We start from the raw sequence: 25,358 nt of genomic DNA, 5'->3' as shown, positions 1-25,358 counted from the left end.
GCTTACACATGTACGCTAAACAACTCGGATCAGTTCTGGACAAACCAGTGACGAAGACGAGAAAGCAAACCACCGTGGTGATCATCCAGCGCGTGGTGCACGTCATCAATACGTTCGGCAATTTTTGCCAGCAGCGTATCATCGTCGTTTTCATCGTCGCTTCGGAATACCTTGCCGGTCAGGCGCGGCAGGGCATCGTCAACGCTTGAAACCGTCCAGATATGGAACTGACCCGCTTTTATCGCCTCGACAACCTCATCACACAGACACAGGTTGGTTAGGTTTGTCTGGGGCAGGATAACGCCTTGGTTACCTGTCAGGCCGCGATAGGCACAAACCTTGTAGAAACCTTCGATCTTTTCGTTGATGCCGCCCACGGCCTGTACACGGCCAAATTGGTCTACTGCACCGGTAACGGCAATCTGTTGATTGATAGGCTGCATAGACAGGGCTGATACTAGCGAGCACAGCTCGGCAAGTGAGGCGCTGTCACCATCAACTTCCGAATAGGATTGTTCGAAAACGATAGAGGCCGAATAGGGCAATGGCTGGTTGAGATCGAGGGCGGTACTCACGAATGCCTGCATGATCATCATACCTTTGGCATGGATATTACCGGCTAGCTCGGCTTTGCGCTCGACATCGGAAATATCACCGTCGCCAAAATGCACCACGCAAGAGATACGCGCGGGCTCGCCATAGGCACGAGGGTGTCCCGGCACTTCGACAACCGTAAGGCCGTTGACCTGGCCAATCTCTTCGCCCTGACAGTCGATAATGACTTGGCCATGATGAATATCTTCAATTGCTCGCTCTGGCAGGTAAGACTCGCGGTACTCACGCGCATCTAGGGAGTCTTGGATATGTTGGGCGCTAATGGCGTTACCCTGTGACTCAATGGCCGCTTCGCATAGGAGGCTCTGATGCCAGATAGGACACAGCGGTACTCGCGTTTGGTCTTCGGCATAACGGGCCCCCGTCTTCAGCACCATTTCGATCGCCTGCCGGTCGGCAAGGTCGGGTAGCTTGGCTTTGTTGATAATGGCCTTTACATAGGTGAGATATTTCGGCAAGTTTGTATCGTTGATGATCAAATCCTGCTCGAATTCACCATACATGGTAAACCCTGATGAGATATCTGGTTCGGCGTTTTCGAGTTCACCCATTAGATACCGGTCACCGATAATAACCAGTTTGATATTAAGTTGTTCAGACTGGGGAAGCGGGTAGAGCTTCTTGTTACAAGCGGCTTGCCATTCTAACTCACCGTTCATCAGCACGCTTTTGAGGCGAGGCCAGAGGCTTGGGTTTGCCAAGATAGAGCTTACGGCAAGAACCAAGTAGCCATTATTGGCTTGGTGAACAAGGCCATGCTTGATCTGAGACTTGGTAATGCTACCTTCAACCGGCGGGTATACGGCTCCAAATAGGCTTTGCTCTGTGACATTCTCACCAAAGACAATCACCGGCGCTTCGTTGTTACGCTGACCATGTATGTTCAATAGTTCAATCACGTAGTCACGGTACACTTTATTTTCAGGTGCGGTGATACGGAGGACTCGGGGTTGAAGCTCTACAGCGGTAAACCGGCGTACGGCATCGGTAAGGCGATCTTGCAAGGTGCCTGTAATTGCAGGCTGGAGATCGCCATACTGTTCTAAGATGGCTTGATAAGCGGAGTAGTCCGGAGTCATCGTACGCCAGGTTTCTTCATGCATAAGCGTTGTATTTAAGTTGTTAGTGTGAAAAGGACAGCAGTATAAAGGAATCGAAAGCTGCATAATAGCGAATGGATAAGGTAATTTTCATCAATTGCCATTTGGTTGGGATCGACTTAAAAACAAACGCTTAAATATCAAAAGAGAATTGAGCTTTTACAAGTACGCAGTTACACTGTCACTATTAAGTTTAGTCTTATCGAGAATCACTGCCTACAATGAAATATCAGCAACTTGAAAACTTGGAAGCCGGCTGGAAGTGGAATTACCTGGTAAAGAAATGGAAAGAAGGTGAAGCCATTACCGCTTACATTGACACCAGTGAGGCAGAAGCAGCGCTTCAGGAGCTGCTTGCTATCGAGCATGAGCCAACCAAGGTGCTGAAGTGGATCAGTAAGCATATGTCGCCGGATCTGGAGAATAAGCTCAAGCAAGCTATTCGCGCTAAACGCAAGCGTCATTTTAATGCCGAGCAGGTTCATACACGCAAAAAGTCTATTGATTTGGATTTTCGTGTTTGGGAAAAACTGGCAGAGAAGTCGAAAGAGCTTGATTCAACCTTGTCCGATACCATTGAATACTTGCTGTCTGAATCGAATAAGACCGAGCAAGCAAGTAAGCAGGTTCTGGATATTAAGAATGACCTGCATGAACTGTTAGATTTCGATCTCGACTAAGGATAGTACTATGGAATACGTGATTCTTCTGACTGTAGCGGTGTGCCTGCTGGTGTTCTGGGACCGGCCTGTCATGGTACTGGTGTTTGAAGACGGTAAGCTGGTTAAGCAATCCGGGAATATTCCGGTTGGTTTTCTTCGTGGCTGTAAAGATATTGCCCATAAAGAGCCATTTAGTGGCAAGGTGAAAGTCTATAAGAACCGCTTTACAACTAAGCTGGTCTTTTCCAAGTCAGTGCCTTCTAAGATCAAGCAACGTATTCATAATGTGTTCCCCTATAATGGGAATACCAAAAAACGCGGTAAACGGGCCTGAGAGCTTGATAAGCATTTCGGCTAAAGGATAATAAAAGAGTCTCTTCGTGAGGCTCTTTTTTTATGTAAGCGTATTCGGCTTTTGCTGCCGATGACTTTAACACGCTGACTTACGTCCCTAAAGAGGATAAGGAAACACCTGATATGTTAACTCCCCATGCATTTCGCCTGACTCAGGGTGACGATTTAAAACAAGCAGTCCTTGCGTATATACAAGGTCATCATATCCTGGCCGGTTCGTTAATCAGTGGTGTAGGATGTTTGTCGGCAGCTGAGATTCGTTTAGCCAATGAGAAGAATGAAATAACATTGTCAGGGCCTTTGGAAATTCTGACCCTATCAGGTACGTTGACGCCCGAACATGTTCACCTGCATATTTCTGTTGCTGATGCAGAAGGTAAGGTGACTGGTGGCCATTTAATGGATGGTTGTATCGTGTCGTATACGGCTGAAATATGTCTTGTTGAATATGGTAATATGGTGTTTTCTCGAGAAGTTGATTTAGCTACCGGGTTTACGGAACTGGTGATTGATAAGCGTCGATAATCGAAGGGAAGGGTATCTAACCTTATTGTGATAGATTAAGAAGCCACCACACATTATGCTGGTGGCCTTAATAAACTTTTCTATGATGATTTCGTTTTGGATAAGTCAGCTGTTAATGCATGTTGTAGGGCATTTTTACTATTGATATAAGATTTGATTGTTTCTTTAAGTGCGTTGAGTTCATCTTCCGCTTTTTGTCTTTTGGCTTTTTCATCTTCCAATGCTTGCCCTAGTTCTACAGCAAGGTATCCACCTTTAATTAAGGCTTTGGTTGTGACACTACTATTGGTGAGCTCTTTTAATGATTCAATCATGTAGTAGTGTTCTTCGATATTGCGAATAGTAATTGCCATAAAAAAGTGCCATAAAATCAGACTAGATTGCATTATCGTTAGATTGAGTTTGTTGTCAATTATAATGATTGCATTCTCTCGCGGCGGTATCTCGACTGTTTTTTGAAAATGATTGCAATCGAGATCATCGCTAGAGCGACCCATAAGCCCATAGCCTGCTCGTTGATCACTGGCCTTGTTAGGCATTTGCTATGTATAGAGACAAAAATGATATGAATTGGACATCAGAACAAATATTAAAGATTTTGGATACATGTGCGGAAGAGTCTACGTTCCCTGTTTTAGATAATGGTTATGTTTACTTAGCCGCAACAAGAATGTCTGTTTATCGCTCTAATGAAGACTGGGCAATAGTTATTGAAGTCTTTGGTTTTTCCCCAAGATCTGGTGATCCTGATGTTCAGATTTACACGTTCTCAAGTAAATTACATAACCGAAATCTTTCTTCAAATTATGCGACTGAAGATGCTTATAACGGTTATCTAAAGTCCAATCCATATAATGAATCCAGATTAATTTATCCAATTGAAAATGATGATTGGCTAGATGAAAAAGACTTGGAGTATACAAAAACGAAGGGGGTGTGCGTACTTCGTGGTAATAAGGTATTGGTTCCTGAATTACCAGAATACCAAAAGTACGGCATCGAGCTTGAGGAAGAAAGTCCTCTTACTTTTGAGTTCTGTCGATTTCTAGCTCATAAGTATAGAGACCTAGTTCTATGTACAGAAGATGAGAGGCGAGTAAGTGTTTCTCCGGAATTGAAGCTATTACTTCAGCTTGATGCTTGGAGTCATCCTGATATTTCAAGAGGGGATTTACCAAGTTCATCAAACACCTTCAAGCAAGTTGTCAAAGCTATAGAAGTAGGTAGTGCAAAGAGTTATAAACAGACTAAAGATGAAAACACACATTGGGTTAATTGGCCTGATGCAGGCACCTTATGAAGGTTGAGCCTAACAGGGGCACCCGCTTAGCCAAAGCAAGATCCGCAACATTAATTTGGCGAGGGGACCCTCGTTTTTCCTGATCTACTTGGTGCTATTGTGCAGCACCTGATTCCAATGAAGAGCTTGCAGATGTAGATAGAAATCGTGAAAGGGTAGAATGCTGAAATGAAGGTAATAAGCTTGTGAAGGGCAGTATTATTCATTCAGATGTTACTTTTGAGAGTATGATGCCATGTGTATGGTGGGCCGTTTGGTTTTAATCTACTGAGTAGATAATCCAACAGCGAAGGATTGTTTATTAGGCACTTGTTTTCACATGCCCGATGCTTTTAATTCTCTCAGGAATACGCCTAATGCACTATAACTTTGTCGTGGTAATTAAATACATAAACATCTCATAAAAAAACCAAAGCCTTGCTAGTACAAAATGGAAGAGGGCAATATCGCTGGTGGACATATCTTTTCATAAGCTATAAAAAATAAGGGCAATAAAGATTGAAGACGATAATGAATATTAAAAAACACATAACAAACAAAATGTACAAATTCCTTGTTAAGCTGGTGGGTAAGAACGCTATCTTTCAAAAGGGTAAGCCGAGAGCTGCATCTTCACCCGCTAACCGTAACATCCGCGGTATTCGAAACAACAATCCATTGAATATCGAGTTCAATAAGAATAATGATTGGATCGGCCAGCTTGGTAGTGATGGTCGTTTTGTCATTTTTTCAGAACAAAAGTATGGCTTTCGCGCAGGAGCGCGCGTATTAAGAAGCTATCAACGTAGAGGAATCGATACCATTTCAGGAATTGTACATGTGTTTGCACCTAACCACGAAAATAACAGTGAGCATTACGCCAGGATGGTCGCACAGTGGAGTGGCTATGGCTTGACACAAAAACTAGATTTTAATGATTCAAAAACGATTACTCGTATCATTCAATCTATGGCAAGAATGGAAGTTGGTTACCAGTACAGTTTCGATGAAGTAAAAGCAGGCGTTGACCTGGCATAGTGGCATTAAGATGAAAAGAAAAGGCGGCCAATACATTGTTTGGTGAAAGATAAATGCCTTCCAAACCGCCGTAACAACACCTAAGAGCTAGATGTGATAAAGCGTAACTTATTAGTTAGCGAAGCGCAGGCAGAATAGGTAATTTTTAGGGAAAAAGCCCACAAATCAGCTTGTTGTAATACAAGCCCAGTTTTTCCCCAGTCTATATCACATTGTGGTACGACGATTTCGTGATCCGTGATAGTGACACTGTCACACAATGCCGAGTGGCGATAGCTCCCCAGCGTTAAAGAAATCTTTAAAATTAACTAACTACACACTTTTTCTTAGTGATCTCATGATTTGCGGCCCAAAATGCGGACAAAAAACCATCAAGCGCCTTTTTTTATGAAGAAGAATGGAGCATAGACTACTTTCTGTCAGCAATAAGAGTATGATAGCAGTAACACCCGCTACAAATTGTTACGCCAATGACCCAATCTCAGATGCTACTTGATGTTAGTACCAATGCTCTATTGCTTGTCGAATTCAAAAAACTGGAAAAACCACTGACGAAATCTGAAAGCAACAACCTGCTTTTGAAATACTTAAAACGAATCGCTAAGATTGAGCGTTACAGAAAAATCAGGAAATCTGTCAAACATTGGATCTTACTGGGGCGGCAAGCTGATGCTAATTTGGAAAACATTTTAGATATTGAGCACGACCGCTTGCTAAACAACAGCTCAACTGATCTCTATCGCTTTGTTGTTCTGATTGAAGAGATTGAATCTGAACTGAAAACAAAAGTGCAGTACTCAAGTGCGCATAAGATAGATCTTTCAGCTCGATTTGGCCAAGTATTAGTCTGTGTTGTTGATGAAAATTTAAAAGCTAGCTTTGATGATGATGGATTGATGTGCAAATCGACTCAAATCCTGTTCATTGGTAGCCCTGAATATAAAGATATATTTTCATCTGTTATAGATAAAGCTTATTACTTTCAATCTGTTGTCGCTTATGAAGATGAAAGCCACCTAAGGGTAGAGTTATTTAGGCGCTAAGCCTCAACTTTAGATAGTAGGAAATGCGACAACGTAACGTATTTTCTTAAAGTCATAAAGCCCCTAAAGGGGCTTTTAAGAAAAACTTATTAACCTTAATTTATTGATTTTATTTGCTTTTTGTATAGGATGGTCAATCTTCACATTTGGAGTAGATCACTAAAGTTATATGAAATCGATTATACCAATAACGCTTCTTTCTGGCTTGGTTCTCCTGTTGCCAAGTCTCGCATCTGCAAATGAATTCACAATGAAAAATGTGAAGAATCCTCATTTTTCTGAGTCAGATTTTCCTTTTTTTGTATCTGAAAAATATCCAGAAAGTGCTTCTCGTATTAATATTTTCCTTCAATATTATTACTTCGATAAAACATTACAAGAAGAAGATTTTGCTAGTAAATCATCGAGCCCATTTAGAACAACCGATAGCTATCGAAGAGTTTTCTCTTTTTACGAACCGATAGTGACAGAAAAGAAAAATTATATAGAAGTAACCATTTCAGGGGATGCTTGTGGTGCTTATTGTGAATGGGGAGAAAATACATTTCTCTTTGATAAATATTCTGGCCGACCAATCACTTTAGTAGATCTATTATCACCAGAAGGTACAAAATCACTTGAAATAAGATTAAGAAGTGACAACCTAAATAGGGTCAAAAAATATATCATAAATAAACCGGATGATAATTCTGATGAATATGTCATGGGCGAGTATTACTTATATAATGATTGTTATCAAAATAGATTCAGAGATAACTATGACAAAATTGACGAAGATACTAATTTTCATTTGTCTGATAACCAGCTGACTATAACGTTTGGTCGATGTTCAAACCATGCATCGAGGGCACTTGATGAAATCGGAAAGTTTGAAAATACACTTTCATATGAAGAGCTTAAACCATATTTAAGTAATGATGGTATTCAGTATTTATCGAACCAAACACACTCGCTCTCCAACATACAAACGCCTTATAGAGTTTTCCGAGGAAAAATTGCAGATAAATATCCTATTACAGTCGTAAATATTAAACATGGCGGGTGGTCATATTGGTATGATAAATATCAAACACCAATTGAATTACACAAAGTTGACTGTATTGACGCAATAGCTCAATGTTTCAAAGAAGGCCGTTATGACAATATGATGCAGAAGTGGGTATATACTGCAGAATGGAAAATGAATCAATATAACGATAACATCTTAGGTTCATTTATTAGGATTTCAGATGGGAAGAGAATGAGCGTTTCCATAAAATGAAAATTCCTATTAACTTTAATACCGATGATGGTATTAATTACCAAGCAAGATTGGATGAAATACACGTATATTAATTAGTTGATAGATTAGGTTGACCATTCAAAAGCCCACAAACGATCTGCGAGTGGGCTTTTTCAATTTGAGTAGACTCACATTTTGAACGGTAAGATAACTATTAATTTTAGAGCCAACTATAATTTAGTTGGTTACTGTTAATTTACCAATAGGAGATACAAGGATGTCATGTTCAAAAATTCATTCTCATTCTAATCATGTTCACGGCCCTGGTTGCGGGCATACTGCTATTCGCCATAATGGCCATATTGATTACGTTGTCGATGGTGTATTGCATCATCCGCATGGTGATCACTGTGATGAACATGTCATTGCTATTAATGAGAAGCATCCAGATGAATGTAATGCAGAACATTTATGTGGAGAGCATGTTCATGGTCCTGACTGTGGTCATGAAGCCATCCAACATGGTGATCATATCGATTATATTGTTAATGGTAGATTGCATCATCAACATGGTGATCACTGTGATGACCATGGACCTGTTGAAATCATTGAGAGTTAATCAAATAAAGCCCCTTTGGGGCTTTTTTTGTCTTGATGGATGGGGATGGGGATGGGGAACATTGGCAGAATAAACCAACAACATCAATGTGACAGTGTCACAAATCATGCATTTACGCTGACATATCGATCGATTCGCCCGATATCTGACCTGTGATTTCGTTTCTTATATCATTAAACCATCATCTCGGTCATTATTTGTACGCTGCGGCTGAGTTAAGACTCGTTTTTACTCTCATATAAGGTATTTATTAGCTAATAAATAAAGCTATGAAAGTGCCGGAACGTACAATTTTTGCTAGCTTTGCATCACATCTTTCTTAAATAATTTTTGTTATTTATAGCGTCAAGGATTTTACCCATAGACACTATAGGCAGATCTTGCGATTCTTAGGTTAACTATCCAATTAATGACAATAAGGATGAGGATGTCGTATGAAAATAAAAAAACTATCCACATGCTTTTGCACATCAGAAGTCGCTGCTTGCCGAGAATTTTATCGAACGTATTTATCAGCAAAAACAGTTTTTGATTGCGGTTGGTACATTATTTTGAAAATAGACGGTATTGGCACAGAGCTTTGTTTTATTCAACCACAAGAAAATATGCCTGTTTTTGGTGGAAATGGGGTAATGCTAAATTTCCTCGTCGATGATGTAGATTCAGAACATTCACGTTTAATAAATGCAGGACTTCAGGTCATTATGCCACTAAACGATCATCCATGGGGTGATCGCGGTTTTTCTGTTTTAGATCCGATAGGAAACTCCGTTTATATTTACTCATCACGCGAACCAAGTGATGAATTCAAGCCATACTTTGACAACTTAAAATGAGTCGTGACATTACCAATTGAAGTAAGAGTAGGTATCGATATTGTAGGGATCAGTATATGGCTAAATTAGAAGACAGCAGGAAGTCAAATATCCATAAAAAGGGGAGTGTTGTCTATCGTCCACTCAATACATGGAGCAAAAGCGTCCATCGTTTTCTGCATCACCTAGAGCAAGAAGGTATAACTGAATCACCAAGATTTATAGGTATTGAGGGAAATCAAGAAAAATTAAGCCTGGTAGAAGGCTTAACTTTTGATTATCCATTAATTGGAAATATCGCAACATCAGAAGCATTAATCACGGCAGCTAAACTACTTAGAAGGATTCATGATGCATCTGTTTCATTCCTCCACCAAAAGAATACAACATCACTTAATTGGATGCTTGAGCCTCGTGAACCTTACGAGGTTATCTGTCATGGTGATTTTGCTCCGTACAATGCTGCTTTAATTGGAAATAATGTTGTAGGAGTGTTCGATTTTGATGCCGCACATCCAGCCCCTAGGTTATGGGATATTGCGTATGCTTTATATTGCTGGGCACCATTTAAAACCGATAATGTGGATAGACTAGGAACTTTCACTGAACAAACGCAACGTGCAGAATTATTTTGCGACAGTTATGGGCTAACATCAGAGCAAAAGAGTCAACTTCCAGAGTTTATGTTTTTACGGATACAGTCATTGGTGAACTTTATGAAGAAGGAAGCCATGAAAGGAAATAGGCAATTTGCTGATAATATCGAACAGGGTCACCATCTTGCTTATTTAAGCGATATTGAATATATCAAAAGTAATGCGGAAGAAATACGCCATGGATTGATCTATTAGTCAGCATCCTATCAATTATACTTGTCTTTACGTTATCAAGTATTTTAATAGCCACATGCCATTATTCACCCACATCAAAACAACAAGATAAAACTGTGACAGCGTCACTTAATGTACTTAATTTAACTTGATAATGGCAACACAAAGCCTATTTTTTAACAAATAACGTCAGATTTAGCATATCTAACGATATTCAAGTTACGATTTACCATATTACGCTGTAGCTTAGGGTAATATGCATACATATAGCTCAAAATAACCACACAGCGATTGACCGTTTATACAAAAAGTCTAATGAATTTGATGTAACAGCATAGCAAAACATAACCATAGAGTAGGGAAGTCAGATCTTTTCATTAAAAGATATCATCGATTTCGCCGGGCGACTCATGTACTGCCCGGTGCATGTCCTTGGGATAATGCGCCGGTTTGGCAAAGCGCTGGTTGAAATCAGCGATGAGGTCGGGGAGCCATGCATTCGCTTGCTCGATAGTATCGATTCCTTGTAATCGCATTTCTTTAACTAAGCGATCTTGTAAGGTTTTGTTGGCTCGCTCGACACGGCCTTTAGCTTGTGAACTGTTGGCACAAATAAGCTCGATATTAAGGTCTTGAAGAACACGACCAAATTGGGTGAGTCGGTCGGTTTGCGCATCACGCTTGCTGACATGAAAAACGGCATGGCGATCACTGTTGAAGGCAGTTGGCTTGCCGTGTTGTTCAAGGTACTCGCGAGTTGCGACCATGTAATCGAAAGCCGATTCAGTTTCACTGAAGCGCAGGTTCATCAGGCGGCCGGTGGCATCATCGATGTAAACCAAGAGGCAGCATTTCTCGCTGCGACCTTACTGTGACGGTGTCACAACAAGAGTCCAAGGCGAACCAAAAACCACAGCAAACCGAGCCGGAAGGCGAAAAACCAGTCGGATTCTGGCGGTTTGTGCTTGGCGGGCTGGTACTTGGGGCACTGACTGGCGGTGTCGTCACCCGAATTTAAACCTATAGACAAGGAAAGCGAATGAATACCGAACAACAAGGCGAAATTCAAACCGAAACCACACCTGTAGATATGGTCGAAAACCATAACGAGCAGGACGAACGGGCATTCATCAATAGTCTGGATGATGATTTTGACCCGGAATTAAGCCAAACCGAAGTCAAAGAGCAGGCACTCGAAACCGAAGCCGCCGCAGGGATTGTTTGTGTTGGCCTGATGACTATTGAACAGACCATGAAAACCATGCTGCACCCGCGTTTCAAGTTTGACCCGGAGCAGTGCGAAGCCGTTGCCACCAAAGTCGCACCGCTGATCGTCAAATACGGAGCGAACCCGCCGCCGTGGTTGGCCAAGTATATGGATGAAATCATGGCCGTGTTCGCCATCGGGATGTTGGGGCTATCGAGTTTCATGCAGGTGAAACAGCTCAAGGCCGAAGACATTGCCCAGCAAGCCAAAGAGCGCGAAACCACCAACCGCGAGAATACCGAGGTGGCCGCGTGAAACTCCAACCTATCAACCAAAACAATGCCCTGAGTAATCATCATGTCTATGTGGTTGGTATGTCTGGCTGCGGGAAAACCTCCGCAGCCAAAAAGCTGTTTATCAAACCGACCGACCAAGTCGCCATTTTTGATCCGCTTGGGGATTATGAGGGCGAGCTGGCCGGGCGCAAGGTTCGCAGCTATGCCAAACTGAAAGACTTTGCCCAAGCCTTGATTGCCGGGCGAAAAACTAAGCAGGGCTTCAAGATTGCCTATGCGCCACAACACGAAACCACCGAAGCCGATTTCGATAAATTCTGTATGGTCGTTTGGGGATGCGGTAACGGTAAACACCCCAAACCGCTAAAAGTGGTGTGCGAGGAAGTGGCCGAGCATACCAGTACAGCCGGAAAGGCCACCGGGTATCACGGTAAAATCTTGAGGCTAGGGCGCAAGTTCGGTTTGCACTGCATCAACATGTTTCAGCGTGGGCAGGAGGTGTCGAAAACCATCATTGATAACTGCCAATTCGCTTGCGTGATGATGCAAAAGGCCGATGACAGTGCCCACTACCTACAACGGAAAACAGGCATACCCGCCAGTGAGATCATCCCACTGCAGAAGCTTGAATACATATTGCAGGATGGGAAAATTTATAGACAAGGACTAATTCATTGGTAATACAGTTTGACTTCAATGCTTTCAGAACGGATTTTTATTTTTTTACTGATTTAAATCACTTACTTATAGCATTTCATATATGCTAATATCCATCAATTGCATATCTGATTGTTGAGTCGATTTATGAACAGAAGTGAAATTAGGGATTCAGTAAAAGCTGCCTTGCAGGAAAAAGTTAGAACTCAAGACTACGGCAAGTATCTACTTCGAGTCGATGTAAATAAGATTCGAGGTTTTTCAGGCGAGACTATTAATTTTGATTTCCCTGTAACAGCATTAATCGGTCCAAATGGTAGTGGTAAATCATCTATTTTAGGTGCTGCTGCTTGTGCTTATAAATCTATCAAACCGAGTGTTTTCTTCCCAAAAAGTGCTATTGGTGATGATAGTATGGCGGGATGGCGGGCAGAATATGAAGCCATTGATAAGGCAATGAATCCACGTCAAACAGTTCGCCGAAATAGTAATTTTAGAAGTGCTAAATGGGTCAGATCGGATGTTTTAGAACGTTCAACGATTTACTTTGGAATTGAGCGTACGGTTCCAGCAGGTGAAAAAAGTAAATATAAAAAGCTGATGAGGTCAACATATTCTCATCGTGGTTCAATCTCAGGAATAGATACAAATGTCTCGACTCAAGTTGAACATGTCCTTGGCAAAAATGTAAGTGATTTCCGTATTGCTGATATTGGAAATAATGACAACTTTCTAGTTGGTAATAGTGCTGGCGTAAATTATTCTGAATTCCACTTTGGAGCAGGTGAATCATCAATTATCAGAATGATTAAAGAAATTGAATCCGCACCAAATAATTCATTAATTTTTATTGAAGAAATTGAAAATGGTCTGCATCCAGTAGCAACAAGAAGGATGGTTGAATATTTAATTGATGTTGCTAGAAGAAAAAGCATTCAAGCAATATTCACCACACATAGTGATTATGCTCTAAGCCCATTACCAAATGAAGCTATTTGGGCGTGTATTAACGGGAAATTGAAACAGGGCAGGCTCAGTGTTGAAGCACTCCGAGCTGTTTCTGGCCGCGTTGATAAAGAGTTAGCAATATTTGTTGAAGATTTATTTGCCAAACATTGGGTTGATGCAATACTAAGAGAAAAGTTAGGGGAACAATTTAATCAGGTCGAAGTTTATTCTGTTGCCGGTGATGGAAATGCTGTAAATACACATACATCACACAATTCTAATCCATCAATTTCATTCAAATCACTTTGTATTATTGATGGTGATTCATCTCAGCATGATAGCCGTGAACATGGTATTTATCGATTGCCTGGTGAACAACCCGAATTGACAATTTATGAAGATATTCTTGAGCGATTGGATGATTTAATTGCTTTGCTAACAGTATCTTGTCAACGTTCACCTGAGTCTCAAGATAAAGTTCGACAGACGGTAGAAACGGTAATCAAAACAAACAGGGACCCTCATTTGTTATTTAACCAAGTTGGTATTGATATTGGCTTCGTTAGTGAGGATATTGTTCGAGGAGCATTTATTTCTTTGTGGATGAGAAATAATGAAGAATATTGTAATGATTTAGCTGAGAGTATTAGACAAATACTTACGGAATAATATTTAATCCAAATCACATTTCCAAAAGCCCGCAAGCCTATAGGTTTAGCGGGCTTTTTTTCGTTTGCCTTGTAACCAAATCCCTTGGTTTCCTGTTGGGGTCTTTTAGTAAACCAACAGAGAGCAAACACTATGAGTGCAAAAACGAAAGGCTATGTGATCACGGGCGTCATTGCCTTGCTGGTTGCGGGTGCTGTGGTCTGGGCATCGAACAACGTTGATGCCGTTGAAGACGCAATCGGGTAAGGGGGCGAAATGGAACTGATTCAAACCCCGTTCGCGCCGCGTCCGAAAGAACTTGATCCGGTAGAGGGTGTTGGCTGGGGCCAGCGTGCCTCGCTTCGCCTTGTTGCGGGTCCCACTTATCACAGCATCGAGCTGGTCACCGACATTACCGATCCAAGTGATATTGAGCGCGTCGAAGTATCGCTAAACGGTTCGGCCAAGTTCAACGTGTCGGGTGAAACACTGGTCAAACTGCAAGCCCACCGCAAGAACTACGCCCAGCCGGGTCGCTATGTGATCTCGTTTGGTGATGCCACGCTGCGCACCAAAATTGGCGTACGTCAAACCGACCTTGTTACCTTGGGCGGTGAAATTTGGTTTGTGTATATCACCCTGAAATCCAAACCAGCGGGCACCGCGATGCCAACCATTCGCGCCCGTGCCCATGTGCTGCCGTCACAGGCCACGCGCTATTACATGCCGCGCCTTTATGAGCTGACTTGGTTTGCTTCGGCAACAGGCCGCACACCATTTGACTTTGCCGAGCGTAGCCCGGCACTCAACCTCAAGCGCATTCACTTCCTTGACGATTCCATCGGCCGCGTTCGTGTCCTACGTGACAACTACGAAGAATTGAACGTCACCAAGACCGACAACGCCTTCGACTTGGCGCAATCCAAGAAAGAGCAGAATGACGGTTGGTTCAGCCTCGACTTTATCCGCTATGGCTTTGGTGCTGACGGCATGTTGAACACTGCCGCCCGCAGCCAGTTGGCGTTCGAGCTGGACAAGGAAAGCGTGGGCAGTGTGCCGGTTATCGTCGAAGCAGTGGAGCAAGTCACGGCGTTGCCTACCAAGCAGGCATAAGGGGGCGCGATGGAAAACTTCGGCACCATCTTCGACAACATCGGCGAAACGCTGGGCGGTATTTGGGATTCTACGTTGGAAGGCGGCGAGCAGTGGGTTGATTCATGGTTTGACCATGAGGCCGACAAAGTCAGCTCGGCCGCCCCAGAAGAAAACCGCGTTCCGCAGCAGCAGGAGCCCGCCCAGCAGCCAACGGGGCAGCCGATTTACAACGGCGGCATGATGGATAACCAAACCTTGCTTTTGATGGGCGGCGGGTTCGCCGTCCTGATGCTGGCAATGGTGTTATTGATGCGGGGTAAGTGATGCCAGTTGCAGCATTATTTTGGCCGTTGCTTATCGGCACCATTAGCTACTTCATGGGGGTGTTTACCAGTGAGAAGCTGGGCAACACGGTGCGGATTGGTATCGCGGTCGGCATGGGGTTCTGGCTGATGAAAATCACGGGGGTGATCAAGTAATGCTTGGCGCAATGACTTCACTCACGGGTGGCGGCGGTTTGCAGGGCGGCAGTGCCGGTCCCTCGGCCGCCCACGGCAAGAACGACAACAAAACGGACTCCAAAAACGAATCCGGTTTTCGCGGCGGGTCTATCAACATGGGCAGCAACAACGGCATTCCGACATGGGCGTTACTGCTCGGCGGGATCGCCATTGCTTACATGGTGCTGAAAAAATGAGGCTTGAACCGTGTAAGTGGCAGGAAGCCAAAGCGGTATTGTCCCCAATCCTCGGGGACTATGCCGCCGAGGTACACCGCGAAGTGCTGGCTGGCAGGGAGGCCGTTTTTACTATTGGCGAATCGGTCACGCTCTTGCGGGTAGAGCAGTACCCGAACGGTGATCTCGAATTGGTGGCGGTCGGCTTTGTCGGTGATTTGCGCCAAGGCGCGAAGGTGCTGTTTGACTACGGGCAGCAATTGGGTTGCCGCTTTATCCGTTGCCACACCCAACGCCCGGCACAACTGCGATTCCTGAAGATGATTGGCTTGCCCGTGTACCCGGATGGGTGGGACGAAGACGGATATTTGATGATTAAGGCAGAGTATGGGCGGGAAAAGTAGCAGTTCAAACAAAACCACCACGACTACCAATACCACCAACAATACCAAGAATGTCAGCGGTTCGGCGGCCGCGAGCGGTGACAACAACGGATTGATGGTGTCGGGCGTGGCCGATTCGACATTCAATGTCAGCATGACAGACCACGGCGCAATGGAAATGGCCGCCGGGTTGGGTGAGTTGGCATTGTCCAGCAATACCAAAGTTAGCACCAAGGCACTCGACGGGATGGAAGATGTTGCCAAGGCCGCATTGGACAGTAACGAGGGTGTATCAAAGGCCGCGCTCGACATGGGCGAGCGATCTATTCGCGAGGCGATGGACTTTGGCCGCGATACCGTCAGCGATGCGATGGCGTTTGGGGAAAGTGCCCTTGAACTCAACAGCAAGGTATCCGCCAACGCGATTGATTCAGTCAGTGATGCCCACCATGAAAATTTGCAGATGGTTGCAGGCTTGGCTGGCAATCAAGCCTCGCAGAACAGCAAGAACCTGAAAGCCCTCAAGGAATTGGCCGAAATGAAAGTGGACGGCGGGCAGGTCGCGACCAGCCGCCAGATGACCATTATTGTCGGCATGGTGATGTTGGGACTGGTCGGCATCTTTTTTGTTAAGGGGAAGCGATGAGTTTTCAACAGTACATGCAGCCGCGACAGCGTTGCCAGTTTCAGGCGGTCGGGGAATTTTTGTTTGTCGAAGCTTGCGACGGGTCGGTGCAGATCACCACCGAGCGCGGCGAATACCGATTGAAGCAGGGCGCGCAGATCATCGACCCGCGTTTGTCCGGCCGGGTGACGGTCGAGAACATGGGCGAGGCGGGCAACGTGATGATTGTCTGCGGTTATGGTCGCTATGTGCCGCCGTCCGATGGGCGCGAGGTCGAAGTCACGGCCATGCCGAGTGTGACGCTGTCACCGAATCAGGCCATTGATATTGGCAAGATGCCGCCGATGGCCTTCGAGGCAGATCAGGGCTTTGCCGTCACCCAAATGCCGGAAATGGTATTGGCCGAAGGGCAAAAACTGGCGATTGGCGAATTGCCCCGGATGAAATTGGAAAACGGGCAGGCGGTTCGGGTCTACAGCACCACGGCACTGACTACCAAGCCCGCAATCCCGGAGAAATGCGCAAGCCAAGTGCTAACAATAGCGGGCGATGTTGAGTTAGCCGCCAATCCGTCACGTTGTCACGTTTTGGTCAAGGCTGGCAGTGCCAACACCGCGACCGTGGTGATTGGGGGCGGCTGGTCACTGGCCGCCGGGGAGCATATCAAACTGGAAACCACCGCCGCGCTGGCTTTTGCCGGGACGGACGGCGACACCATTGAAATTATCGAGGTCACACGATGACAGGGAAAACCACACGCGAGTTGCTGCCGCAAGGCAGTGCCCGCAACAAGATTGAGTTTCTGGCCGATTTGATGGACAAGGCATTGGCAGACCTTGGCGGCCAGTTGGGCGAGTCGGGGATGCCCGTCAAAAACTACGTGCGCAACCCGGCATTTTTGGATCATGCGTCAAACAGCGCGCAGCACACCAAATTTACCGGAGAGCCCAAGCCGGGGGCGATTCAAGGCAACCCGCACCAGAACGCGGGGCACTTTGCCGATGGCTGGAACTTCGAGCAGGGGCCGCCGCTCGATGCCGCCAAATCGGCCAGTTTCAGTGCCCACCGCAATTTACACTTCCCAGCGTTTTTCACTGCAATCCCGTTTGCCGCCAATGATATTTGGGTGTCGGCCAACAACTGCAAGGGGATGATTTATCAGGCGTTGCACCTGCCACGCCGTGTCGCTTACTTCAAGGCCAAGGCACTGTTTGCCGCCAATGCCGATGTGACGGTGACAGTTGGGTTTCAGCGGGGCGATGTTCAAGGCCGGCTCTACAGCGAAACGTCACTGACTACCACCGAAAGCATTTACGAAACACCACCTTCGACCAGCTACAACATGATCACCCTTGAGTCGCAGGTTTACCGCGTGTCGGGCGCGAGCAATGCACCGGAACTTGTTTGTTTCGAGACTGAATCCAAGCCGGGCGACATGGCGACCGTCATGCTGTTGGGGATGCAGGTCATTGAAACCGATAAAGACGGCAACCCGTTAGAAGATGGCCCGGTGGATATGAGCAGCGATGGCTACGGCTATACCCGTTTTACCGAAGCACTTAGCTTGGTGTGTTTGGATACCACGGCCGCAGGCAACCAGTTCGAGTTCGAGCTGGAAAACTCGGCCAATGTGGCTTGCCCAGCGGGGGCATTCAACCACCTGACCATGAACAACCTGTATTTTTGGCGTGGGGTAAACGGCAAGGCAAGCGGCAATGTCAGCAGCGGTTCGCTGGATAGCGGGGTGGAAATGGTGAGCTTTGACGGGACGCGCTTGGTTGTCGAGCTGTCCGAAGCCAATGCCAACACGGTGCGCAACTGCGGCGGGATGCGGTTATACCTGCGTTACAGTGCAACGCCATTTAACCGGGGGATTTACGCATGAGAACATTCGCCGCCGTAGCCTTGGTCGCCGCCTATGGTGCGGCGGCGTGGTGGTTCACGCGCAAGTCGCCACCGACACAACAGGCCAGCAAGCCAAAACCAACGAAAACCAAACCCAATCAGAAACCAACCAAGCCCAGCAAACCCATTGTGACCGATAAGCCGGGCGCGGTGGTGAACTGGGAAGACTTAACAGGGACGACCGACAATATGACAACCGGACAACCGCGGGGGATCCGCAACAACAACCCACTAAATATTGAGTTCAGCACCCGCAACAACTGGCGCGGCCAAGTGGGTAGCGATGGCCGTTTTTCCATTTTCGAAGATGACAAATGGGGCTTTCGCGCAGGTGCCAGGATCCTTCGCAGCTACCAAAAACGCGGGATCAACACCATTCACAGCATCGTGCACACGTTTGCGCCCAGCCATGAAAACAACAGCGACCATTATGCCGATATGGTGAGCCGCTGGTCAGGGTACGGCAAACACCAGATGGTCGATGTTCGCAACGATACCGTGGCCGCCAAGATCATCAAGGCAATGGCACGGATGGAAGTTGGCAAGAAATACGCCTTCAACGAAGTCATGGAAGGAGTCGCACTGGCATGACAACCAAAAAAGCCGTCACTACGGTGGCGATCAGCGTCACGGGCATCGTAATCGGTGCCTATACACTCAAATACCTGCGTAAAAAAGGATGGTTATGATTAATCTCAAGGAATCGAGCACCAAAACAGGCCTGATCTTGTTGAGCAGCGTTATCGCTGGCGTTTTTACTGGCAATAGCGAGCTGGTCACCGTGACCGTTGGCGAATCCGGTGCCCAAATTGGCGGAGCCATTCCGGCAGTGGCCGCCGCGATCATCGGCGTGTTTGACACGTTGCGCAAAGAAAAAGACTAGGGGACTTGTGTGGACATTTACCAAACCGTACTGGTTGCCGCCGCCACGGGGTTTTGCTCGGCGTTCGGCACCGGGATTGCCATGAAGACCGATATCGCATGGATTAAGAAGATTATCGAGTCGCACGAAAAACGGCTGGCTACCATAGAAAACAAGGGCGCATAACGCGCCCTTGGTGTTTTGAGTAGTATATCAGTTGGCTTTCCGTCGTTTCTCACGCGCATTACGGTGTAACTTTTTCTGTTCTTTTGTGATGGTTTCCTGTCTAGGTTCTTTCAATCGACGGCCACCACGGAACGGAAGTGGCGTAACTACGTTCGAACGGGTCGGAATATAATCTAATTCGTACATTCGTTTAAGGGCGTGGTATTCATCATTGCGTAAAACCCATGCGTCCAGCTCTTTGGGACTGAAAACGCGGTTCTCAGGAGTAATGATAATGCAGCGATCTTCGCAGATTCGGAAACCTTGCCACCGGGTATCATCGGGGAGATAGCCACGGGCACGAATAATCAGTAATTTTTCGGCCATAGGATTAACGTCAACTTCGCCGTTGAGCCAGCGTTGAACAGTAATTTCCCGGACATGAAACCAAGCAGCGGCTTGGCGGATTGATTCAAAATGCCGCCAGAACAGCGTGACGAATGACTCGTGCAGCATGATGCACCTCACAATTCTTATTATTTAATTTAAGTTTTTTCCGATTCCTCGCAGCGGTAATAATCTACTTTTGCGATTAAAAAGGACTGACTACCAGAGACGAACAAAATGTCTGTCAATGACGAGCCAGATTTACAACAAATCCGAGTATTGAGAAAGTGACAGTCTTTGGTTATAACGGGATGTTTCCAAAGGGTTTTTTATGGGGATTTATGATGGTTTCAGGGCTGACTCAAATCCCGATTTCAAATGTTAAATTTAGATCCCTTAGTGCGCATTATGTATATTATGTTAAATAAGGTTTATTAAATCCAATATATCAATACATTATGCTCATCTAGTTATCCTATCTCCCACTCCTCTTGGGGATTCTAGCAGTAAAAAACATGGCTATTTAACAGTATTAGTATTTACCATAAAATAGGTAATTAGCACTTATTTTTAAGTCCTGCTGCAAATGTTCAGTTTGCCTGGTTCTTCAAAATACTTGCTAATTACTTATCCGTATTCATTCTGCAAGATCTGACGTTAACGACTAATGTTTGTAATCACCATTTGCCAACGCCAACTGTGATTCAAACAATATAAGTTCGAGTTCTTTTACAATGATTGGTTTGGCCAGCAGCCCGTTCATACCAACTTGTTGGTACTTTTCTTGATCGGCACGCATTACGTTTGCCGTTAAAGCTATAATGGGTAATTTGATCCCATGACTACGTAAAATTTTAGTTGCTTGAATGCCATCCATTACAGGCATAGAAATATCCATAAGGATCAAATCATACCCTTTACCATCAGCGATCATCTCAACAGCCATCTGACCGTTTGGAGCTATATTGACTTGATGACCTCGCTTTTCAAGCATGAGTTTTACGACCAACTGGTTTGTTGGGCTATCTTCGGCAACTAAAATCCGTAGCGGCGGCAAATGTGTTGATGCTTTAAAGCTCGGCACCTTAATCTCGCGGCTTACAGTTATGGCTTTTAATGGAAGATTGACTGTAAAGCAACTTCCTTTGCCCAATGTACTTTTCAATATGATCTTGCCGCCCATCTTATTAACTAAGTGCTGGCTTATGGCGAGGCCAAGTCCCGTTCCGCCATACTTCCGGGTAATACTGCCATCAGCTTGAATGAATGGATTGAACAACATAGCCTGGGCTTCTTCAGAAATACCAATACCCGTATCAGTTACCGTGAGCTGAAGATTTTGATCTTGTTGGCTAACATAAATATCAACGCTACCGGTATCTGTAAACTTAATGGCATTACCTACCAAGTTAAATAGCACCTGCGACACCCGGTTCTTATCTCCAAACATGTACTCAGGTACATCTTGATCACTCTTTGCGTTTAGAAGGACTCCTTTTTTATTGGCTTGTTCTTGTAATTGAGTCACAACAAGATCAACACTGTCCATAATACGCATAGTGCTTTCATACAACTCGAACGATTCAGATTCGATTCGAGACAAATCCAGAATATCATTAATAATCGTCAATAATAGTTGTGCGGATTGATCCATTTGGTCGATCCAAGAAAGCTGTTGCTTCCCTAGCCCGGAATCGGCCAGTAAATCCATCAACCCCATCACGGCATTGAGTGGCGTGCGAATTTCATGGCTCATCATGGCCAAAAATTGTGATTTTGCTTTATTGGCATCTTCTGCTTGTTGTCGGGCTTTCTGCAGTTCCATCATATGTTGCTTGCGGCTGGTAATGTCTTTTGTTGTCCCTCTAAAACCAAGAAATTGACCTTGTTTGTTATAATATGGTGTGCCGCTAATGCTCATCCAACCACTACCTTCACTGGGTGGTAATTGCCACTCAATATCTTCAAATGGTTGCTCTGCACTAAATCTGGCTTTCAACCGCTCTGCAGTTTCAGGGTCATGACTGAAAATTTCCAGAATAGAGGCTGAATCTATACTGTGAGTAGACAATGATGGTGAGGATATATATGAAAAGAAATATTCAGTATCAATTTCCCAAAACCAGTCGCCAACCGTTCGTGCAAAATCTTTAAACCGTTGTTGGCTATGTGATAATTCAAGCGTCCTGGCTGTTACCAATGACTGAAGCCGTTCACGATAGTCAATATCAATTATTGCTCGCTCAAGTAACGGCCGAAAGTGTTCCAACACCCGCTTGCAGTTTGATGAGAACTTTCCTTTTTCTGAATGCAAAAAGATCAAAACCGCATCGCCTGAACTGACTTTCACACCGGTTAACAGAACTGAACGACAGTACTGCATTAGGTTAGATGGTAATTCTTGAAACTCGACAACTTGCCGAGAATCAAATAACGCGATGCTTTCTCCATTTATCGAACGGGTAAAGGTATCGGCAATAGGCCAAACACTAGATTCAAAATAGCGGCAAGTAGTAACCAACTCTTTAAGCGGTGATAACTCATCTTCACGAGTTAATACTAAAGCATGTTCAAAACCAATAAATTTACTCAATACACCAAGCAAACTATTGAAAACCTGACGCTTATTATTAGCTCCAGCCATTGCGGCCATGCCAGCCAAAATCGCTTTGTTTTCTTCTTTTAGTTGCCGCTCTCTTTCTCTGCTTCGCATCAAGTCGAGTAACGTTTCTTGCAGTTTTTCCGATTCGTAGTTAGCCATCGATTAGCCTTTATGAAATAGCACTGTCGATATCATGAGGTTGCCATGAGCATTTTCACCGCCGGCAAACTGTCCTTGCTCACCAAATGTGAAGGGGCAAATAAAAGGAGCATGATGCATTGCTTGATTAACATGATGGGCAACTTGCGGCATTAAATGTTGAACCCTTAACATACAACCTGCACAGTAAATTGTTATGCCACCAATAGGTTGGATATCATCACTTTCGTCACCGTAGACATCAAATGCAGAGTCAACTACCCTGCCCGCCCGTGTTATCAAGCGCTCTTCGGTACCTTCCATGAAATACAGATGTTCACCTTCAGTCACTTGGGAAAATAACTCCAAACCACCGCTTTCGGTAATACGTAATGGATGCGCTAATTTAAAATATGGCAGATCATGAATTTGACCAGCTATCCGGCCAAGCGGGTTCATACTGCTTAGCATGCTGATATTCTTTTGATCTTTTAAAGTAATCCCCATCCATTCTTCATACAGTTCTACCGCAGGTTGCCCATTTAATTCCATTACTGTTTGGCCAATAACTTTATTGGCGCATGCGCTTAACCCAGTACTGGCGTACCCTGAATGAAAGGAAATACCAAACTTAGTTGAAGGATAAAAGACACAAATCCCGACGCCTTCATGGCAAATTTGCTCATGATTAAAAATATGCCAGTTGCCTTGAATAAGATCATCAGCAGAGCTTCCTCCAATAATTGGAACCGTCACGCCTAATTGATCTTCAATCCCTTTAAGTACAGATTCTTCATCACCTGGGCTTGCATGGATAAGAATAAGTGAAGGTAATTCACCGGCTCGACTGCAATTTGTAATTGCTCTCAATAATGCATGCTGAGACATCTCATATTTAGATTTATTGGACGATACAATGGCACTCCCATAAGCGCCATCATAATCGGCCAATCCCCAAAGCCCAACACCAACCCCAGCATGATAACCGTAATCAGTCATTACGCCTTGGCAAGAACTACAACCTAAAATCTGAGTGTTTGGAAAAGCCGATAGCAATGTTTTCTGTAATACGTTTACATCATAGTGTTCTGAAAAATACACCAGAACCAAACGAGGACTCGGCAGTCGTTGCCGTAACTGCTCAATAGCTTCGTTAATTGCTGAAGCTGTGTCCTTGTTAGCAGAAAAACTCGTTGCTATATCCATAAGCAAAGTCATTATTGTGATTGATCAAACCTATACTCAATCATAGACATTTTTCTTTTTACTTTCAGTTATATCCATCATTATTTGAATTTTTAACGGTAAAGTTTTGACGAGGTTAACCGTTATACTGTAGCTGGGCTAACTATTGATTGGAGAATAAGGACGTTATGAACAAACGCGTTGTACTTATCACTGGTGGTGCGAAAGGTATTGGACGAGGTATTGCCGAATACCTATCGCAAGATATGACCGTCATTGCTGTCGACATTGATGAAGATGCAGGTCACCAGTTGGTTTCTGATAACCCACTTATACGTTTTAAATCTGTTGATGTTACATCGGAACAACAACTCGAAGCATTGGTTGTTGAGATCAAGAGCCAACACGGCCGACTAGATGCTGTTATCAACAATGCGGCGATTGCAGATCCCTATAATCCCCCGCTGGAAGAGCTTGATATTCATCATTGGAATCGAGTTATAGCTGTTAATCTCACAGCTCCAATGCTTGTAACAAAGCTATGCCTACCTTTGCTTAAACAAAATCATGGCCGAGTAATCAATATTGCCTCAACGAGAGCGCTTCAATCAGAGCAAAATACTGAAGCATACAGTGCTTCAAAAGGAGGAATTGTAGCCTTAACCCATTCCTTGGCTGTTAGCCTCGGCCCTGAAATAACCGTGAATTGTATTTCACCCGGTTGGATAGATGTAATTGGTGAACCTTTGGCAGATCACGATCATCAGCAACATTTAGTTGGGCGGGTTGGTAAGGTTGAAGATATTGCTTCGCTCGTCGCCTACTTACTGTCAGAGCATGCAGGATTTATCACCGGGCAAAACTTTGTTGTCGATGGAGGAATGACAAAAAAAATGATTTACCAATAAAAACTAGGATCAAGATAGGGGTTTTAGTACAAACCCCTATATCTCATAATAAGTATGTATAAGGTTATATTTTAAATCACTTATTTACTTCAAAATTTGCATTAATCACTTTTTCACCCTGCGTGATTATAACCACCCATTTCATTACATCATGGGTACAAGCCGGCACACTGAAAGTCCCTTTCCAGCCAGACTCAATACGCTCAAACACGACAGGGATCTGTCCCATATACATAGACTTCCCTTCAATAACCGCGCTAGGCTTCACATCTGTGTTACCAATATGTAATACCAAAGGTGTATCTGCCTGCGCAGGAGTTGGTGACAGTGTCACATTGATGTGTGTGCTATCTTGTGTTGTACAACCCTTCGGTCCAATTTCACAGTTTATTGCCGTAATTGCGACGGACTCCGAGTTTTCATAGGTTACTGTTCTCCAAACAAATGCCGTCATTAACACCGCCATTAGGAAAATAATCTGAATTAATCTGCCTCGAGTTAGCTTTTCTGCTGCCATTTTTACTGTGCATCCCATGTTACAGAGGTCAAAGTTTTCACATAAATGTTGC

32 protein-coding genes and 1 pseudogene are annotated in these 25,358 nt (G+C 44.5%); 26 read left to right on the top strand and 7 right to left on the bottom strand.

Annotated elements, in window-relative coordinates; genetic code table 11:
* Window positions 1-29: 29 nt before the first annotated feature.
* Entirely contained in the window at window positions 30-1,718 is a 1,689-nt protein-coding gene (locus ACSF8X_RS09975) for an AAA family ATPase (RefSeq protein ID WP_500849822.1), read from the bottom strand.
* Between the two features lie 218 nt (window positions 1,719-1,936).
* Here ACSF8X_RS09975 and matP point away from each other — a divergent pair, with 218 nt between their 5' ends.
* The 3 genes from matP to ACSF8X_RS09960 all read left to right on the top strand — a co-directional run bounded on the left by matP (window position 1,937) and on the right by ACSF8X_RS09960 (window position 3,256).
* The gene (gene matP, locus ACSF8X_RS09970; RefSeq protein WP_047880193.1) at window positions 1,937-2,395 is read left to right on the top strand and encodes a macrodomain Ter protein MatP; all 459 of its coding nucleotides are present in this window, start codon (window positions 1,937-1,939) and stop codon (window positions 2,393-2,395) included.
* Between the two features lie 10 nt (window positions 2,396-2,405).
* Entirely contained in the window at window positions 2,406-2,711 is a 306-nt protein-coding gene (locus ACSF8X_RS09965; protein ID WP_047880192.1) for a DUF3634 family protein, read from the top strand.
* Window positions 2,712-2,854: 143 nt separating this feature from the next.
* Window positions 2,855-3,256 (top strand): PPC domain-containing DNA-binding protein, encoded by a 402-nt coding sequence (locus tag ACSF8X_RS09960; protein ID WP_047880191.1) that lies wholly within the window; start codon window positions 2,855-2,857, stop codon window positions 3,254-3,256.
* 80 nt (window positions 3,257-3,336) lie between these two features.
* Here ACSF8X_RS09960 and ACSF8X_RS09955 read toward each other — a convergent pair whose 3' ends face one another.
* Window positions 3,337-3,795, bottom strand: coding sequence for a hypothetical protein (locus ACSF8X_RS09955; RefSeq protein ID WP_500849821.1), 459 nt, complete (start codon window positions 3,793-3,795; stop codon window positions 3,337-3,339).
* 5 nt (window positions 3,796-3,800) lie between these two features.
* Between ACSF8X_RS09955 and ACSF8X_RS09950 the strand changes: the two genes are divergently transcribed.
* The 7 genes from ACSF8X_RS09950 (at window position 3,801) to ACSF8X_RS09920 (ending at window position 10,123) form a co-directional block, all read left to right on the top strand.
* Window positions 3,801-4,556 (top strand): DUF7003 family protein, encoded by a 756-nt coding sequence (locus tag ACSF8X_RS09950; protein ID WP_500849820.1) that lies wholly within the window; start codon window positions 3,801-3,803, stop codon window positions 4,554-4,556.
* A 510-nt stretch (window positions 4,557-5,066) separates the two neighbouring features.
* Window positions 5,067-5,573: a virion protein gene (locus tag ACSF8X_RS09945; RefSeq protein ID WP_500849819.1), complete on the top strand. Its 507-nt coding sequence runs from the start codon at window positions 5,067-5,069 to the stop codon at window positions 5,571-5,573.
* A 470-nt stretch (window positions 5,574-6,043) separates the two neighbouring features.
* Complete coding sequence (locus ACSF8X_RS09940) at window positions 6,044-6,616, top strand: DUF2913 family protein (RefSeq protein WP_500849818.1); 573 nt, start codon at window positions 6,044-6,046, stop codon at window positions 6,614-6,616.
* A 250-nt stretch (window positions 6,617-6,866) separates the two neighbouring features.
* Complete coding sequence (locus ACSF8X_RS09935; protein ID WP_500849817.1) at window positions 6,867-7,877, top strand: hypothetical protein; 1,011 nt, start codon at window positions 6,867-6,869, stop codon at window positions 7,875-7,877.
* A 238-nt stretch (window positions 7,878-8,115) separates the two neighbouring features.
* Complete coding sequence (locus ACSF8X_RS09930; RefSeq protein WP_084722374.1) at window positions 8,116-8,457, top strand: hypothetical protein; 342 nt, start codon at window positions 8,116-8,118, stop codon at window positions 8,455-8,457.
* A gap of 434 nt (window positions 8,458-8,891) precedes the next feature.
* Window positions 8,892-9,293: a VOC family protein gene (locus tag ACSF8X_RS09925; RefSeq protein ID WP_500849816.1), complete on the top strand. Its 402-nt coding sequence runs from the start codon at window positions 8,892-8,894 to the stop codon at window positions 9,291-9,293.
* 56 nt (window positions 9,294-9,349) lie between these two features.
* Complete coding sequence (locus ACSF8X_RS09920; protein ID WP_500849815.1) at window positions 9,350-10,123, top strand: phosphotransferase enzyme family protein; 774 nt, start codon at window positions 9,350-9,352, stop codon at window positions 10,121-10,123.
* A gap of 359 nt (window positions 10,124-10,482) precedes the next feature.
* Here ACSF8X_RS09920 and ACSF8X_RS09915 read toward each other — a convergent pair.
* Window positions 10,483-10,968, bottom strand: a pseudogene (locus ACSF8X_RS09915) (transposase family protein); the annotation flags it as partial.
* A 5-nt stretch (window positions 10,969-10,973) separates the two neighbouring features.
* Between ACSF8X_RS09915 and ACSF8X_RS09910 the strand changes: the two are divergent.
* The 15 genes from ACSF8X_RS09910 (at window position 10,974) to ACSF8X_RS09840 (ending at window position 19,590) form a co-directional block, all read left to right on the top strand.
* Window positions 10,974-11,120, top strand: a complete 147-nt coding sequence (locus ACSF8X_RS09910) for a hypothetical protein (RefSeq protein WP_500849814.1) — start codon at window positions 10,974-10,976, stop codon at window positions 11,118-11,120.
* Between the two features lie 21 nt (window positions 11,121-11,141).
* Window positions 11,142-11,624 carry a hypothetical protein gene (locus tag ACSF8X_RS09905; protein WP_500849813.1) on the top strand — a complete coding sequence of 161 codons (483 nt, stop codon included), beginning with the start codon at window positions 11,142-11,144 and terminating at the stop codon, window positions 11,622-11,624.
* Window positions 11,625-11,683: 59 nt separating this feature from the next.
* Window positions 11,684-12,286 carry an ATP-binding protein gene (locus ACSF8X_RS09900; RefSeq protein WP_500851173.1) on the top strand — a complete coding sequence of 201 codons (603 nt, stop codon included), beginning with the start codon at window positions 11,684-11,686 and terminating at the stop codon, window positions 12,284-12,286.
* A gap of 123 nt (window positions 12,287-12,409) precedes the next feature.
* Window positions 12,410-13,879, top strand: a complete 1,470-nt coding sequence (locus ACSF8X_RS09895) for an ATP-dependent nuclease (RefSeq protein WP_500849812.1) — start codon at window positions 12,410-12,412, stop codon at window positions 13,877-13,879.
* Window positions 13,880-14,134: 255 nt separating this feature from the next.
* Window positions 14,135-14,971: a major capsid protein P2 gene (locus ACSF8X_RS09890; protein WP_500849811.1), complete on the top strand. Its 837-nt coding sequence runs from the start codon at window positions 14,135-14,137 to the stop codon at window positions 14,969-14,971.
* 9 nt (window positions 14,972-14,980) lie between these two features.
* Window positions 14,981-15,277: a hypothetical protein gene (locus ACSF8X_RS09885; RefSeq protein ID WP_500849810.1), complete on the top strand. Its 297-nt coding sequence runs from the start codon at window positions 14,981-14,983 to the stop codon at window positions 15,275-15,277.
* On the top strand, window positions 15,277-15,432 hold the full coding sequence (locus tag ACSF8X_RS09880) for a hypothetical protein (protein WP_157037954.1): 156 nt from the start codon (window positions 15,277-15,279) through the stop codon (window positions 15,430-15,432). The genes ACSF8X_RS09885 and ACSF8X_RS09880 overlap by 1 nt, the downstream gene beginning before the upstream one ends.
* Complete coding sequence (locus ACSF8X_RS09875; RefSeq protein WP_047881213.1) at window positions 15,432-15,650, top strand: hypothetical protein; 219 nt, start codon at window positions 15,432-15,434, stop codon at window positions 15,648-15,650. Before ACSF8X_RS09880 ends, ACSF8X_RS09875 begins: the two co-directional genes overlap by 1 nt.
* Complete coding sequence (locus tag ACSF8X_RS09870; RefSeq protein ID WP_500849809.1) at window positions 15,647-16,033, top strand: hypothetical protein; 387 nt, start codon at window positions 15,647-15,649, stop codon at window positions 16,031-16,033. Before ACSF8X_RS09875 ends, ACSF8X_RS09870 begins: the two co-directional genes overlap by 4 nt.
* A complete protein-coding gene (locus ACSF8X_RS09865; protein ID WP_047881211.1) occupies window positions 16,017-16,658 on the top strand; it encodes a hypothetical protein in 642 nt (213 codons plus the stop codon). Before ACSF8X_RS09870 ends, ACSF8X_RS09865 begins: the two co-directional genes overlap by 17 nt.
* Window positions 16,655-17,380 (top strand): hypothetical protein, encoded by a 726-nt coding sequence (locus ACSF8X_RS09860; protein WP_500849808.1) that lies wholly within the window; start codon window positions 16,655-16,657, stop codon window positions 17,378-17,380. Before ACSF8X_RS09865 ends, ACSF8X_RS09860 begins: the two co-directional genes overlap by 4 nt.
* Complete coding sequence (locus ACSF8X_RS09855) at window positions 17,377-18,522, top strand: hypothetical protein (RefSeq protein WP_500849807.1); 1,146 nt, start codon at window positions 17,377-17,379, stop codon at window positions 18,520-18,522. Before ACSF8X_RS09860 ends, ACSF8X_RS09855 begins: the two co-directional genes overlap by 4 nt.
* Window positions 18,519-19,133: a hypothetical protein gene (locus ACSF8X_RS09850; protein ID WP_500849806.1), complete on the top strand. Its 615-nt coding sequence runs from the start codon at window positions 18,519-18,521 to the stop codon at window positions 19,131-19,133. The genes ACSF8X_RS09855 and ACSF8X_RS09850 overlap by 4 nt, the downstream gene beginning before the upstream one ends.
* Window positions 19,134-19,227: 94 nt before the next feature.
* Window positions 19,228-19,425 carry a hypothetical protein gene (locus tag ACSF8X_RS09845; RefSeq protein WP_500849805.1) on the top strand — a complete coding sequence of 66 codons (198 nt, stop codon included), beginning with the start codon at window positions 19,228-19,230 and terminating at the stop codon, window positions 19,423-19,425.
* Window positions 19,426-19,434: 9 nt separating this feature from the next.
* Window positions 19,435-19,590, top strand: a complete 156-nt coding sequence (locus ACSF8X_RS09840; RefSeq protein ID WP_157037953.1) for a hypothetical protein — start codon at window positions 19,435-19,437, stop codon at window positions 19,588-19,590.
* Window positions 19,591-19,617: 27 nt separating this feature from the next.
* Here the strand turns inward: ACSF8X_RS09840 and ACSF8X_RS09835 are convergent, their stop codons facing one another.
* The 3 genes from ACSF8X_RS09835 to ACSF8X_RS09825 form a co-directional block, all read right to left on the bottom strand.
* Entirely contained in the window at window positions 19,618-20,085 is a 468-nt protein-coding gene (locus tag ACSF8X_RS09835) for a phage protein (protein WP_047881200.1), read from the bottom strand.
* 535 nt (window positions 20,086-20,620) lie between these two features.
* A complete protein-coding gene (locus ACSF8X_RS09830; RefSeq protein WP_500849804.1) occupies window positions 20,621-22,717 on the bottom strand; it encodes an ATP-binding protein in 2,097 nt (698 codons plus the stop codon).
* A 3-nt stretch (window positions 22,718-22,720) separates the two neighbouring features.
* Complete coding sequence (locus ACSF8X_RS09825) at window positions 22,721-23,902, bottom strand: FIST signal transduction protein (protein ID WP_500849803.1); 1,182 nt, start codon at window positions 23,900-23,902, stop codon at window positions 22,721-22,723.
* A 167-nt stretch (window positions 23,903-24,069) separates the two neighbouring features.
* Between ACSF8X_RS09825 and ACSF8X_RS09820 the strand changes: the two genes are divergently transcribed.
* Complete coding sequence (locus ACSF8X_RS09820) at window positions 24,070-24,789, top strand: SDR family oxidoreductase (protein ID WP_500849802.1); 720 nt, start codon at window positions 24,070-24,072, stop codon at window positions 24,787-24,789.
* A gap of 76 nt (window positions 24,790-24,865) precedes the next feature.
* On the opposite strand, the gene ACSF8X_RS09815 is transcribed toward ACSF8X_RS09820, so the two are convergent.
* Window positions 24,866-25,306, bottom strand: a complete 441-nt coding sequence (locus tag ACSF8X_RS09815) for a hypothetical protein (RefSeq protein ID WP_500849801.1) — start codon at window positions 25,304-25,306, stop codon at window positions 24,866-24,868.
* Between the last annotated feature and the right edge of the window lie 52 nt (window positions 25,307-25,358).

Source organism: Photobacterium panuliri (assembly GCF_059920555.1).
This window is presented reverse-complemented; position numbering and strand designations above follow the sequence as displayed.

Bases quoted from the DNA above. Each gene is read 5' to 3' on its own strand.
- ACSF8X_RS09975 (WP_500849822.1), bottom strand. From the start codon at position 1,718: ATGCATGAAGAAACCTGGCGTACGATGACTCCGGACTACTCCGCTTAT.
- matP (WP_047880193.1), top strand. From the start codon at position 1,937: ATGAAATATCAGCAACTTGAAAACTTGGAAGCCGGCTGGAAGTGGAAT.
- ACSF8X_RS09965 (WP_047880192.1), top strand. From the start codon at position 2,406: ATGGAATACGTGATTCTTCTGACTGTAGCGGTGTGCCTGCTGGTGTTC.
- ACSF8X_RS09960 (WP_047880191.1), top strand. From the start codon at position 2,855: ATGTTAACTCCCCATGCATTTCGCCTGACTCAGGGTGACGATTTAAAA.
- ACSF8X_RS09955 (WP_500849821.1), bottom strand. From the start codon at position 3,795: ATGCCTAACAAGGCCAGTGATCAACGAGCAGGCTATGGGCTTATGGGT.
- ACSF8X_RS09950 (WP_500849820.1), top strand. From the start codon at position 3,801: ATGTATAGAGACAAAAATGATATGAATTGGACATCAGAACAAATATTA.
- ACSF8X_RS09945 (WP_500849819.1), top strand. From the start codon at position 5,067: ATGAATATTAAAAAACACATAACAAACAAAATGTACAAATTCCTTGTT.
- ACSF8X_RS09940 (WP_500849818.1), top strand. From the start codon at position 6,044: ATGACCCAATCTCAGATGCTACTTGATGTTAGTACCAATGCTCTATTG.
- ACSF8X_RS09935 (WP_500849817.1), top strand. From the start codon at position 6,867: ATGAAAAATGTGAAGAATCCTCATTTTTCTGAGTCAGATTTTCCTTTT.
- ACSF8X_RS09930 (WP_084722374.1), top strand. From the start codon at position 8,116: ATGTCATGTTCAAAAATTCATTCTCATTCTAATCATGTTCACGGCCCT.
- ACSF8X_RS09925 (WP_500849816.1), top strand. From the start codon at position 8,892: ATGAAAATAAAAAAACTATCCACATGCTTTTGCACATCAGAAGTCGCT.
- ACSF8X_RS09920 (WP_500849815.1), top strand. From the start codon at position 9,350: ATGGCTAAATTAGAAGACAGCAGGAAGTCAAATATCCATAAAAAGGGG.
- ACSF8X_RS09905 (WP_500849813.1), top strand. From the start codon at position 11,142: ATGAATACCGAACAACAAGGCGAAATTCAAACCGAAACCACACCTGTA.
- ACSF8X_RS09900 (WP_500851173.1), top strand. From the start codon at position 11,684: ATGTCTGGCTGCGGGAAAACCTCCGCAGCCAAAAAGCTGTTTATCAAA.
- ACSF8X_RS09895 (WP_500849812.1), top strand. From the start codon at position 12,410: ATGAACAGAAGTGAAATTAGGGATTCAGTAAAAGCTGCCTTGCAGGAA.
- ACSF8X_RS09890 (WP_500849811.1), top strand. From the start codon at position 14,135: ATGGAACTGATTCAAACCCCGTTCGCGCCGCGTCCGAAAGAACTTGAT.
- ACSF8X_RS09885 (WP_500849810.1), top strand. From the start codon at position 14,981: ATGGAAAACTTCGGCACCATCTTCGACAACATCGGCGAAACGCTGGGC.
- ACSF8X_RS09880 (WP_157037954.1), top strand. From the start codon at position 15,277: ATGCCAGTTGCAGCATTATTTTGGCCGTTGCTTATCGGCACCATTAGC.
- ACSF8X_RS09875 (WP_047881213.1), top strand. From the start codon at position 15,432: ATGCTTGGCGCAATGACTTCACTCACGGGTGGCGGCGGTTTGCAGGGC.
- ACSF8X_RS09870 (WP_500849809.1), top strand. From the start codon at position 15,647: ATGAGGCTTGAACCGTGTAAGTGGCAGGAAGCCAAAGCGGTATTGTCC.
- ACSF8X_RS09865 (WP_047881211.1), top strand. From the start codon at position 16,017: ATGGGCGGGAAAAGTAGCAGTTCAAACAAAACCACCACGACTACCAAT.
- ACSF8X_RS09860 (WP_500849808.1), top strand. From the start codon at position 16,655: ATGAGTTTTCAACAGTACATGCAGCCGCGACAGCGTTGCCAGTTTCAG.
- ACSF8X_RS09855 (WP_500849807.1), top strand. From the start codon at position 17,377: ATGACAGGGAAAACCACACGCGAGTTGCTGCCGCAAGGCAGTGCCCGC.
- ACSF8X_RS09850 (WP_500849806.1), top strand. From the start codon at position 18,519: ATGAGAACATTCGCCGCCGTAGCCTTGGTCGCCGCCTATGGTGCGGCG.
- ACSF8X_RS09845 (WP_500849805.1), top strand. From the start codon at position 19,228: ATGATTAATCTCAAGGAATCGAGCACCAAAACAGGCCTGATCTTGTTG.
- ACSF8X_RS09835 (WP_047881200.1), bottom strand. From the start codon at position 20,085: ATGCTGCACGAGTCATTCGTCACGCTGTTCTGGCGGCATTTTGAATCA.
- ACSF8X_RS09830 (WP_500849804.1), bottom strand. From the start codon at position 22,717: ATGGCTAACTACGAATCGGAAAAACTGCAAGAAACGTTACTCGACTTG.
- ACSF8X_RS09825 (WP_500849803.1), bottom strand. From the start codon at position 23,902: ATGGATATAGCAACGAGTTTTTCTGCTAACAAGGACACAGCTTCAGCA.
- ACSF8X_RS09820 (WP_500849802.1), top strand. From the start codon at position 24,070: ATGAACAAACGCGTTGTACTTATCACTGGTGGTGCGAAAGGTATTGGA.
- ACSF8X_RS09815 (WP_500849801.1), bottom strand. From the start codon at position 25,306: ATGGCAGCAGAAAAGCTAACTCGAGGCAGATTAATTCAGATTATTTTC.